At 43.8% G+C, this 12463-nt stretch carries 9 protein-coding genes; 5 read left to right on the top strand and 4 right to left on the bottom strand.

The genetic code is table 11. The features are described from left to right. Positions 1-8 precede the first annotated feature (8 nt). The 4 genes from IPL35_17365 to IPL35_17350 all read right to left on the bottom strand — a co-directional run bounded on the left by IPL35_17365 (position 9) and on the right by IPL35_17350 (position 6183). Positions 9-1478: a serine/threonine-protein phosphatase gene (locus tag IPL35_17365; protein ID MBK8445055.1), complete on the bottom strand. Its 1470-nt coding sequence runs from the start codon at positions 1476-1478 to the stop codon at positions 9-11. A gap of 278 nt (positions 1479-1756) precedes the next feature. Then, positions 1757-3334: a T9SS type A sorting domain-containing protein gene (locus IPL35_17360; GenBank protein ID MBK8445054.1), complete on the bottom strand. Its 1578-nt coding sequence runs from the start codon at positions 3332-3334 to the stop codon at positions 1757-1759. Positions 3335-3424: 90 nt separating this feature from the next. Then, positions 3425-3535: a T9SS type A sorting domain-containing protein gene (locus tag IPL35_17355; GenBank protein MBK8445053.1), complete on the bottom strand. Its 111-nt coding sequence runs from the start codon at positions 3533-3535 to the stop codon at positions 3425-3427. Between the two features lie 2177 nt (positions 3536-5712). Then, on the bottom strand, positions 5713-6183 hold the full coding sequence (locus tag IPL35_17350; protein ID MBK8445052.1) for a hypothetical protein: 471 nt from the start codon (positions 6181-6183) through the stop codon (positions 5713-5715). Between the two features lie 169 nt (positions 6184-6352). On the opposite strand from IPL35_17350, the gene IPL35_17345 reads away from it, so the two are divergent. From IPL35_17345 to IPL35_17325, 5 genes are all read left to right on the top strand, one after another. Then, positions 6353-7060, top strand: coding sequence for a hypothetical protein (locus IPL35_17345; protein ID MBK8445051.1), 708 nt, complete (start codon positions 6353-6355; stop codon positions 7058-7060). A gap of 198 nt (positions 7061-7258) precedes the next feature. Continuing rightward, a complete protein-coding gene (locus IPL35_17340; protein ID MBK8445050.1) occupies positions 7259-10534 on the top strand; it encodes a tetratricopeptide repeat protein in 3276 nt (1091 codons plus the stop codon). A 128-nt stretch (positions 10535-10662) separates the two neighbouring features. Beyond that, positions 10663-11265, top strand: a complete 603-nt coding sequence (locus IPL35_17335; protein MBK8445049.1) for a tetratricopeptide repeat protein — start codon at positions 10663-10665, stop codon at positions 11263-11265. 193 nt (positions 11266-11458) lie between these two features. After that, positions 11459-11713, top strand: coding sequence for a GlsB/YeaQ/YmgE family stress response membrane protein (locus IPL35_17330; GenBank protein MBK8445048.1), 255 nt, complete (start codon positions 11459-11461; stop codon positions 11711-11713). Positions 11714-11879: 166 nt separating this feature from the next. Then, positions 11880-12416 (top strand): DUF937 domain-containing protein, encoded by a 537-nt coding sequence (locus IPL35_17325; GenBank protein MBK8445047.1) that lies wholly within the window; start codon positions 11880-11882, stop codon positions 12414-12416. The last annotated feature ends 47 nt before the right edge of the window (positions 12417-12463 follow it).

Here is a 12463-nt window from a genome sequence, read left to right as displayed (position 1 = left end):
TATCATTTCTATTGTGCTTCGCAAAAAGCGGCTCTTTCTAATAGTTCTTGCGCCGCACTGCTGTCGGCTGCTGCTGCTGCTTTTTCGCGGTAGTAGCGGGCTAAGAGTTTCCACGCTTGCGGCGTAAATATTTCTTTGGCGATAGAAAGCGTATCTTTATACAATAATAATTCGGGAACTTCGGCGCGGTGGGCAGAATCTTTCGGCAGTGCCAAGAGCAAGGCATTATAAATATCCAACTGAGCCAATGTTTTGCGGCGCAGCGTGGTGGTGCTGTCTGTTTGAATGGTGTCGCCGTCTATTTTTTGCAAAGCACTTTCCAAAAAAGCAATTTTATCCTGCAAATAAGCCGTAGAATCTTGGACAATGTTTGCTTGCAGACGCATATCGCTCAAATAACGGATTTTATTTTGCAGGGCGGTGTCATTATCTTTAAGTTCCAGAGCCAAATTATAATAATGTGCCGCCGAATCCAAAACGCCCGCCATTTCAAAAGATTGGGCACGCTCGGCAAGTGCTTTGAAATGTGTTTTTTCTTTAGCATTGCGCCATAAAAAAAACACCAACAGCGACAAGAGTGCCGCAGTGCCGCCCAGCAAATAAGGCAAATAGTTGGTTTTTGTTTTTTCTTCCTGAGTAAGCAGCAAAGAAGGCGAAGCACTCGGCTCTAAATGAGTCGCCACGCCTATTTCTTCTTCTTCCAAAGGCAGGGAGCTGAGGTCCTTGTCGGTATGCTCTATGGGTATTAAATATAAAGAAAAATTGTCGTTGGAATGTTGCTGACAAAAATGATACAACATATCGCGCACTTCGGCGGCATTGCTTTCGCTTTGTTGCACGAGCAGTTCTAAGGCGGCATCGCTCAAGCCCTCCGTTACGCCATCGGTGCAGAGCAGGAGCAGGTCGCCGTTTTGCAAATCCGTGAGCAGGTGGCACTCTACATCGGTGGGTTTGTGATTGCCGGATACGGCACGCAAAATAATATTGCGTTGGGGGTGGCTTTTGGCTTGCTCTTCGGTGATGTCGCCGAAGCGCACCATTTGTCCTACGAGGGAGTGGTCGTCGCTACGCCACAGTATTTTTCCGTTGCGAAAATGATAAATACGGCTGTCGCCACACCAGGCGGCGAGGCTGTGTGTTTCGTGTAGCCACAGCAAAGTGAGCGTAGTACCCATACCGGCGGCATCGGGGTGCTGCTCCATAAAACTCGTCATATTGCCTTCGGCAAATCGCAGAGCCTCTTCTACACGGTCTTTTTGTGGCAATTCATCTATAAAATCCTTTAAATACTCTCTGAACGATTCACACACCAAATGCGAAGCCACTTCGCCTTTTTCGGCACCGCCCACGCCATCGCATACCATAAAGAGGCGGTCGTGGCGGTCGGCTTGCCCCAAAGCTGGTGCAATGGAATCTTCATTATTTTGGCGTTTGCCCTTTTCGTTGAGGGCTACCGGTGTATGAATGGAAATCGGCATATAAAAATATGATGATACGGATAAAAAGACGGTTGTAAAATGAGAATTTTTCTGTTAGAAACGAGTACAAAAGTGCAAAATTGCCATTTTTTATAAGAAACTGCTAATGACATCTTTTTTTATACCAAAAAAACAGAAAATTTCTCAAATTATTAAAAAGCATTTTATCTGCATACCGTTTTTGGGAGTGTGCCGTTGTGTTGTTTTTTTATTGTGTTTGTGAAAATTGTCTGAACCGTGATTTTTCGGATTGCCTTGATTTTTTGTTGCTGCTGTTCTCATCGCTTCACGAATTTTTGGGTAAATACTTTGCCCGACTTGGTGTGTGCTTGCACAAAGTAGATGCCGCTCGTGAGGTGGGCAACGGAAAGCTCGTTTTCTGCTCCGAATTGCGCTTCATTTACTCCCCCTTGTCCCCTCTCAGAGGGGGAATTTGTACTCCCCCTTGCCCCCTCTAAGAGGGGGAATTGCTGACCGAGGGTGTTGTATATCTCTACACTTGTGATGGCTTCGTGGCTGTGGATAAATAGCTTATCGGTGGCGGGGTTGGGGGAGATGCTTACCCCCTCTTGCGCGCCTATTTCGTCTATGCCTACCACCTCTACATACATACTATCGCAGCCGGTTTGCCAGCAGGTGTTGCCGAGACTGTCTATTTTTACCTCCCAGGCGTAGTTGCCCTCAAACGATAAGCCCGTGAGCAAATAGCCGCCATCGCTGGTAGCCAAAAAACCGCGTGTGTATTGGTTTTCTGATGATTCTATGCCTATGCGTTTTGTCCAAAGGGTATCGCCTGTGCTGTTAAAACGCATTACCAAAGCCTCTGTGCGCGGTATATCATTTGCTTGATGCGCCACCGATACAAAACCGCCGTCCGGCTGAAAATACACCTCTGTAAAAAATGTGGTAGTATAATTGGGATAGTGGTAATGTTTTTCCCATAATACCTCCCCTGTATCATCTATTGCTCCTACAAGCTGATAACGTTTGTTATCCTTTCCATAAGTATAACTTAGTAAATAGTTATTGGTATTCGGTATGGGGATAGCTTTTCCGCCAGTGTTTAGAACTGACTCGGTATCTTCCTGATATACCTTATCCCAAATCACATTACCCACACTATCTACCCGAGTTACATAGCAATTTTGATAAGCAGGTACTAAATTGCCTCCTTTTCCTCGGTAGCCTGAAAAGATGTAGCCGCCGTCTTGGGTGGGATATACATATAAGGCAGCACCTATTATCGTTGTGGGATATACCCGCTCCCATTCCACCTCGCCCAAACTGTCGAGTTTGATGAGGTAGGGGTCATTATCTGCTTCTATGCTGTCACCATAAATAAACCTTAAACCACCTATAATATACCCACCGTCTTTTGTTCCTTTAATTTGCATGCCCGATATTTCTCCTCCTGCTGTTCCATACTCTTTTTCCCATATTATATCTCCTTCTTTATTGGTTCTTAGCAGTTTTGTATTTCTTAAACAATTTGTTCCATCGTATTCATAGCATTTTAGTGCCATTACTACTATATCTTCATCTTCAAGTAGCACTTCTTTACCTGTAAAGGACACATACTCGCCTATCATATTCGTTCCTAAACTTTTAGTATCTAATGTTGTTCCACTGTGTTTGTCTATGCTTCGCAATATTATTTCTCGCTCATTGGTGTAATAATACGCCTGATTGGTTACTATGATATAAGCATCATCTGTCTCTACCGCTCCGCCGTTAAAAGTAGCTATACTATCGTTAGGATAAGTCTTCTTAAAATACGAAAGGGTGTCGTTTTGAGCGGATAATGTATTGAAAAAGATCATTACGGCTGTCAGGGTATATGATATCACTTTTTTCATATTTCTTGTTTTTTGATAAAAATGTGCCTGTTGTCTGAACCGTGATTTTTCGGATTTTCGGATTTTCTTGATTTTTTGTTGCTGCTGTTTTCATCGTTTCACGAATTTTTTGGTAAATACTTTGCCCGACTTGGTGTGTGCTTGCACAAAGTAGATGCCGCTGGCGAGGTGGGCAACGGAAAGCTCGTTTTCGCTCCGAATTGCGCTTCATTTACTCCCCCTTGCCCTTCATTTACTCCCCCTGACCCCCTCTCAGAGGGGGAATTTGTACTCCCCCTTGCCCCCTCTGAGAGGGGGAATTGCTGACCGAGGGTGTTGTATATCTCTACACTTGTGAGGGCTTCGGGGCTGTGGATAAATAGCTTATCGGTGGCGGGGTTGGGTGAGATGCTTATCCCTCCTTGCTCCCCTATTTCGTCTATGCCTACCACCTCTATATACATACTATCGCAGCCGGTTTGCCAGCAGGTGTTGCCGATACTGTCTATTTTTACCTCCCAGGCGTAGTTGCCCTCAAACGATAAGCCCGTGAGTAAATAGCCGCCGTCGCTGGTAGCTATCATTCCTCTGATGTATTGCAGTTCTGTTGGGTCTATGTCGTAATACTTACTCCACTCTATTTCCCCATTTTGTCTGAATTTTGTTAGTAGAGGTCTTACCTTTTCATATTCATTGTACTGATGCGTAGCTCCTATAAAACTTCCATCTTCTTTAAAAATAAAACCTATATGATAGCCTGTTATATCAGGCTCTATGTGATAGTTCTTTTCCCATAGTACAACTCCACTATCATCTATTGCTCCTATAAACTGATAAATAGTATCTTGTTTTCCATATCTGTAACTTAATAAATAGGTATTGGTATTCGGTATAGGAATGGCTCTGCCACCTGTGCTAAGAAATGACTCGGTATCTTCCTGATATACCTTATCCCAAATCACATTACCCGCGCTATCTACCCGTGTAACATAACAATTATAGTAAGGGGCAAAATTACTACCTTTACCTCGGTAGCCTGAAAAGATGTAGCCGCCGTCTTGGGTGGGATATACATATAAGGCAGCACCTATTTTTTCTGTTGGATATACCCGCTCCCATTCCACCTCGCCCAAACTGTCTATCTTTAATAGATAAGGTGAATTTGTTTCTTGGCTGGTTTTAAAACCACCGAGAATATACCCCCCATCCTGTGTTGCCGATAAATCAAAACTTCCATTGTCGTTATTTTTTTCTCCATATATTTTATTCCATTCAATATATCCATAATCATTGAATTTTAATATATTTATATCTCTAAGTACCATTCCATTATCTGAAATTTGGTTCTCTACAAAGGATAATACTACACTATTTCCTAAATCTACTATTTCCTTTCCGTGATAATTTGCTACGCCAAGTTGTGTCGTTTTTAGTTTTATTTCTTCCAATACAATACCCGTCATTTTGTCTATTTTTCTCCACCAAATACCTTTTTCATTGTTTGTTACGTTGGATTCGTTTGTTATAATACCGTAATAATGCGCTCGCTCTACAGCACCACTGTTAAAAGCATATATAGAATTTGGTATTACATTAAACACTTTTTTAAAATACGAAAGGGTGTCGTTTTGAGCGGATAAACCCACACTCAGGAGAACGATTATTGTTGTTGTAAATAATATCTTCTTTCCTATATCTAAATCACTCCTTGTCTGCTCTTTGGCATTTATAATGGCAGGATAGTTTTGTTGTTGTGTTGTTGTCATAATATGAGTATTCTTTGTGTGGTAAAGTTAATGCTACAAATATAAACCTTTTTTTATTTCAACTTTGTCAAAGTTCGAACTTTGACAAAGTTATCCCCCAGCCGATGACGAAGCCAATGACGAACCCACTGCCCTCTAAAAAATCCTGTTAATCCTTTAATCCTGAAAATCAAGGTTCAGACAATTTATCAGGTGGAGCAATTTCACCTCCCTTGTTTCTCCTTTTCACAGGAGGTAATTTTTTTATCTCAACTTCTCAACTTTGTCAAAGTTCCAACTTTGACAAAGTTGTCCCCCAGCCGATGACGAAGCCAATGACGAACCCACTGCCCTCTAAAAAATCCTGTTAATTCTTTAATCCTGAAAATCAAGGTTCAGACAATTTATCAGGTGGAGCAATTTCACCTCCCTTGTTTCTCCTTTTCACAGGAGGTAATTTTTTTATCTCAACTTCTCAACTTTGTCAAAGTTCCAACTTTGACAAAGTTATCCCCGAAGCCGATGACGAACCCGCTACACTTTAAAAAATCCTGTTAATTCTTTAATCCTGAAAATCAAGGTTCAGACAATTTATTAGGTGGAGCAATTTCACCTCCCTTGTTTTTCCTTTTCACAGGAGGTAATTTTTTTATCTCAACTTCTCAACTTTGTCAAAGTTCGAACTTTGACAAAGTTAAAACGACCAATTCCCGATACCTCGCAGAGCTTGGCAACTTGGTTAATCAGCACTGCAACGCCGTATTGCACTGCTGCAACGCCGTATTGCACTGCTGCAACGCCGTATTGCACTGCTGCAACGCCGTATTGCACTGCTTCCACGCCGTATTGCACTGCTGCAACGCCGTATTGCACTGCTGCAACGCCGTATTGCACTGCTGCAACGCCGTATTGCACTGCTGCAACGCCGTATTGCACTGCTGCAACGCCGTATTGCACTGCTGCAACGCCGTATTGCACTGCTGCAACGCCGCACTGCACTATTGCAACGCCGCACTGCACTATTGCAACGCCGCACTGCACTATTGCAACGCCGCACTGCACTATTGCAACGCCGCACTGCACTATTGCAACGCCGTACTGCACTATTGCAACGCCGTACTGCACTATTGTAATCTCAAACGGTAGTATTTTGTCGCAAACCGACAATTTGCCACTTTGGATAAAAAATTTTATATCTGTTACAATAGTGATGAAACCCCTGCGTTATATCGCCATATCCGCTTTATATATATAGGGATTTCATTTTTTTTTAACAATCAAAATTTTTATCACAATGAAAGATGCTTTTCTTCCCCGCAACGAAGGGGAAAGAGATTTGTGGCTGAAAAACTTCGCCCAAAAACTCAGCGGCTACACTGCCAAATACGGAATTGCCGCCCCCGAACTCGCCGATATGCAGGCGAGTGCACTCTACTACTCTTTTTGGCTCGATTACCGCAACAAAACAGAGGAGTATTTGCGCAAGGTAGTGGCTTTTAAAAATGAACTTGCCGTCGGCATTGAAACAGGAGCCACCGCTTCGCCGCCGCCCACACCACCCCTCACGGCTGCCGCACCGCCCTTTGTGCAGCCGGGTATCTTTAAGCGTGCCGCCAGCTTGGGCAAGCGCATCAAAAGCCACATCGCCTACACCCTCGCCGATGGCAATGATTTGGGATTGGAGGGCACTGAGCAAACGGGCAGCAACGGGTTCAATGCTATCAAGCCCCTATTAACATTGCGTTTGGTGCAGGGGGGTACTCCCGAAATCAGATGGAGCAAAAAACAAATGCAGGGTATCCGATTATATGTGGACAGGGGAGAGGGCAAAGGCTTTGAATTTTTGGCAATTGATACCCGCCCCAACTATTTGGATAAACATGACCTGCCGCCTTCCGGCAAAACGGCACTGTGGAAATACAAAGCCATTTATATAAAAGAAGACGAAGCCGTAGGGCAGTGGAGCGACGAAGTGCAGATATATGTGAGCAGTGCAGTATAGAGCTGCCAACCCGACCCATCGTTTTGTGATTTACAAAAACAGTTCCCCGCCTGAAGGCTGAGAACTGTTTTTTTTCTTATAAATCCCACTACCTGTAGTTTTTCGGGCGAAAAATGATAATGCTTTGTAAAATTTAAAATAACTTTGCTCGTTCATACAGACAGTACAAGTCTGTTCAGTTTTTTCAAAATAAAACACATGAAACGTTTTTCTCTTTTAATATGTACTTTTTTAGCACTGTTGCTATTGGTAACGGAGGCAACGCAAGCGCAAACCAAAGCACACAGAGCCGTTAAAAAAAAGAAAAAGGATAAAGAAATGTCGGCATTGGGCTATGCCTACCACGATATGACCGCCCGCTACAATGGCTATTTCAATGCAAAAATAATCATGCAGGAAAGCATGAAAAAACTGAAAGTAGCCCAAACCGATAATTTCGACGAACTCCTCAATCTCTTCACCTTCGAAGGGGGCGAAAAAGCCGCTGCCGTACACGGCGAAATGGGGCGCGTAATACGCAAAAGCACCGTAGATTTACAATTGCACCCCAACAGCAAATGGGCAGACGACTGCTACCTGTTGCTCGGCAAAGCCTACTACCTCAAAGGCGACTACGACTCGGCACTCACTGCCTTGCAGGTGGTCGGAAAAAAATTCAAAAACAGCATCCGCATCTACGACCGCCAAAAAGTAACCAAAGGTGGACGCAAAAGAGGTATGCCCGGCTTGGGTGCCGGTGTGAGTGTGCAAGGTCCCGGTGGTATCTCCAAACAGGAGCGTTTAGATTTATTTAAAAAGAAAGAAAAAGATAAAAAAGAAAAAGCAAAAGAACGCGAAGATGCACAGGAAGCACGCGAAGATGCCAACAAAGAGAAAAAAGAACAAATGCAGGAGGAGCGGGAAGATCGTGAAAAAGAGCGCGAGCAAAAAGCCGAAGATAAGAAAAAACAAATGGAAAAGGAGCGCAAAGAACGCGAAAAAGCACGGAAAGAACGTGCCAAAGAAAAGAAGGAAGAAATGAAAGAGCGCGAAAAAGCACGGAAAAAAGGGATTAAATATGTGCCTAAAAATAAAAGTGAAGATAAAGAAGATGCGGACGAAAAAGAGGCTTTAGAAGAAAAAGAACGGCAGGAAAAAGAAGCGGCAGAAGCCGCCGAAAAAGAGCGCGAAGAAAAAGAACAATTGGCGCGTGAAGAAGAAGAACGATTGGCAAAAGAAAAAGAAGCGGCAGAAGCCGCCGAAAAAGAGCGATTGGCACGCGAAGAAGAAGAACGATTGGCGCGTGAAGAGGAAGAACGATTAGCAAAAGAAAAAGAAGCGGCAGAAGCCCCCGAAACCGGACGCAGCAGTGGTGTGCGCAGTTCTATCTTTGCCCACCGCCCCGCCCGCTATGAAGCAGTGCTCTGGCTGGCGCGTACCTATTTGCAGCAAGACCAAGCCGCCGAAGCCCTCACCGTACTCAACTCTGCCCGCGAAATGTCGGGTTTTCCGCGCAAGCTGCTCGGCGAACTCAACAGCCTCTATGCTATGTATTACTTAAAGGTAGAAAACGCCGAAGAAGCTAAAAATGCTTTGGCGCAATCTATCCGCACCCAACGCAAAAAATCGCAGCGTGCCCGCTTGCATTATATTCTCGGACAAATGTATCTCGCGGAGGGCAATTATGCCGAAGCCGTCACCGCATTTAACCAAACCCTCAAAAGCAAGCCCGTTTATCCCATAGAGTTCAACGCCAAAATGAATATCGCCAAATCCAAGCTGCAAAGCGGCGATTTCAGCGCCGAGCAAGCTACGCGCTATTTGGCAAAAATGATGAAAGACGATAAAAATGCCGAATATAAAGACCAGATTTTGTTTGCGATGGCAGAAATTGCTGCCGCCAATGGTGACGAAGCCCGCGCTTCGGAACTCTTACAGGCATCAGCAGCCAATAGCAAAGGCAATAATCAACAAAAAGGAACTTCGTTCTTGAAATTGGCAGAAATGGCATACAACGGTCGCCAGTTTGAAAAATCGGCGGCTTATTACGACAGTGCACTCACCTATCTGCCAAAAGATTACGCAAAATTGGCAGAAATTCAAGACCGCGCCAAAGTGTTGGTAGAATTGGGCAAACACATCAAAACCATTGAGGCAGAAGATAGCATGCAGCGCATAGCCAGACTACCCAAAGGCGAGCGCGATGAAATGCTCGATAAACTCATTGTAGAATTGGAAGCCGCCGCCGCCCGCGCCCTTGCTCAAACGCAGGCTGCCAACAATGCCGCCGCCGCCAACAACGCCGGTGCTGATGGCACTTGGTATTTTTACAATGCTACCCAAAAATCGCTGGGCTTCACCACCTTCCAAACCAACTGGGGCAACCGCACCCTGAGCGACAACTGGCGCAGAAGTGCCGCCGCCACCACCGACCTCGCCGAACCCGACAACGAAGGCGGCGAAGGCAATTTGAGTTCGCTCGCCGAAAGTGGCAGGCTGCGCCGCGAAGACCTGATGAAGATGCTCCCCACCACACCCGAACGTTTAGCCGCTTCCGACAAACGCATTGAAGAAGCACTCTTTGCGGGAGCCAATATTTATAAAGATTTCCTCAGCAGCCCCCCCAAAGCCATTGAAATGTACGAAACGCTCATCAAGCGTTTTCCGCAAAGCGAGTATTTGCCGCAGGTATATTATACCTTGTATTTGTTGTACGGCAAAACCGACACCAAAAAAGCCGACTCTTATAAAAATAAACTCCTTGCCGAGTACCCCAACTCCGAATATGCCAAGTTGATTAATAATCCGGCACTTGCCGATAAATCCGTGACCTTAGACAAGGAATTGCTGAAATACTACGAGCAGACCTATAAAATGTACGAAGAAGAAAAATACAAGGAAGTATTGAGCCGCCGCGAAGAATCGCAAAAACTCTTTGCCTCCAACGATATGCAGCCGCAATTTGATTTGCTCAGTGCCTTTGCCATTGGCAAATTGGAGGGCAGAGAAAAATATATCGCCGCCTTGGAAGATGTTTCTCAAAAGCACAAAGGCACACCAGCCAAAGTCAAAGCCGATGAAATGCTCGCATACTTGCGCAACGAAAAATCATCTCCGGCAAATGCGCCCAAATACGCCTATAAGCCCGAAGGCGAACACTATATCGCCATTGCTTTTATAGACTATACCAAACCCATCAGCACCTATCTGAACCAAATCAGCGAATTTAATAAAAGCAAATCAATGGAGTTGCGAACCAACCAGCTCCTCCTATCGGCTACTATGCCGTTGATTTTAATAAAAACATTCCCTTCGGCACAGGCGGCACAGGAGCATTTGGCAATGCTCAAAGAAGCCAAAAAAGATATGTTCGGCTCTATATCGGCACAATATGAAACCGTATTAATATCCAAAGAAAACTATTCTATTTTCTTTGAACAAAAAGATATGGACGCTTACAAAACTTTTTATACCGAAAATTACGGCGATAGATAAAACAAACAACGACAATACCCAACGCTTTTGCAGCACAAAGAGCCGCAAAAGCGTTTTTTTCTGTTTACTGCCATAAAAAAAATGCTATCTTCAACCTTACTTTATAAATATTTAATATTTTTTATTATATGATAAATTTTCTCGCCTTCTTCACTTTCGAGCGATTGGTTATTTTGTTTTTCGTATCCTTGCTTGCTTTTGTAGGACTTACTTTTGCAGTAGGCTTCGAGTGGTCGTGGATGTTTCTGTTGCTGTGTATTATTCTCATTGTCCGCTATTTTTTGTTGGGCACGGTAGGTGCAGCAGGTCGTCATCTGCAAAATCAGGATTTTGCCAAAGCCGAGCAGGTATTGGGCTGGACAAAGAAACCCGAATGGCTGATGCCGGGTATCAATGCAATGTATTATTTTTTGAAAAGCGCGCTGATGCAGCAAAAAAATGATATGAGCAGTGCCGAAACCTACCTGAAAAAATCGGTGGAATTGGGCTTGCCCGACAACGAAACCAACGCCATGGCACATGTGAATTTAGCGGCTTTGTACCTCAACAAAAACCGCCCCAAAGAAGCCAAAGAATATTACCAAAAAGCAAAAGACCTCCAACCCAGCACACCGCAAATCAAAGATGCACTGCGCCAAATGGATACCTATTTTAAGCAGCAGGGAAAAATACCGATGTATCAGCAAATAGATATGCACAACAACAGAGGCGGACGTGTGATAAGGAAATAACCCCTTGAAAATATGCTCTGTAATAAATATTTTTATTTTTTATATGAGCCGAAAAACAAATTATTGCTGCTGCTTTAATGCTTTGTTGAGCGTGCATCAAGTTTTTTTATTTTGAATAAAAGGAACGATTTTTAATACCAGTCTGTTTTAAAAACACATTTATTCTTTTAATCATTTTAAAAAAGTTTTTATTATGAATGCAAATAATCTTATTTATGTACTCGTTTTGGGTGCGGTTGCCGGTTGGTTGGCAGGGCAAATTATGCGCGGCGGCGGTTTAGGATTAATTGGTAATATTATTGTAGGAGTTATTGGTGCTTTTTTAGGCTCTTGGCTGTTTGGTTTATTGAATATTTCAGCAGGTGGTGGGCTTCTCGGTCAGTTGATAACTTCTACTGTAGGTGCTGCGGTATTGCTCTTTTTATCCAGTTTGATAAGAAGGGCATAGCAATCTAGTAAGATTATTATTTCTTTTTTAAAACGGCTTTAAATCTTTTAAAGTCTTTTTTTACAGTCATATTTTTATTTACTCTTTTTAAAAAAAATCACACAACAACAAAAATGGACATTCTTAATTTATTAGCTTCGCAATTAGATGAAAAACATTGCAGCAGATGATGAGCAAAGTGGGAGCCAATGAGGAGCAGTTGAATTCGGCATTGGGAGCAGTTGTTCCTATTCTTACCAATGCACTTGCCCGCAATGCTTCTACACCCGAAGGTGCTTCGGCTTTGCACAATGCTTTGAGCAACAAACACGACGGCAGTGTTTTGGATTCTTTAATGGATTTGGTGAACAACCCGCAAAACGGCGAAGGTGCAGGTATTTTGCGCCACGTTTTGGGCGGCAGTCGTCCGGCAGTGGAGCAAGCAGTAAGTGTAAATACTGGATTGAACCAACAAGGAGTAGGACAATTATTGGAAATGTTAGCTCCTATGTTAATGGGTGTTTTGGGTCGCCAGCAACGTCAGGCAACCTCTTCTGATGCCGCCGGTGGTTTGTCGGAGTGGTTGCGTAGCGCACAAGGACAAATGCAAAATCAGGCACCGCAGCAAATGGGATTCATTGGTCGCTTGCTCGACCGTGACGGCGATGGCAATATGATGGACGATGTGATGGAAATGGGCTTTAAATTTTTCACAAAAAGATAAGCGTTAAAGCTCATTTATTGCAGCAAAAATATAAAAAAGCACTTGCG

The organism is Sphingobacteriales bacterium (assembly GCA_016711285.1).
GTDB lineage: Bacteria > Bacteroidota > Bacteroidia > Chitinophagales > UBA2359 > JADJTG01.
This window is presented reverse-complemented; position numbering and strand designations above follow the sequence as displayed.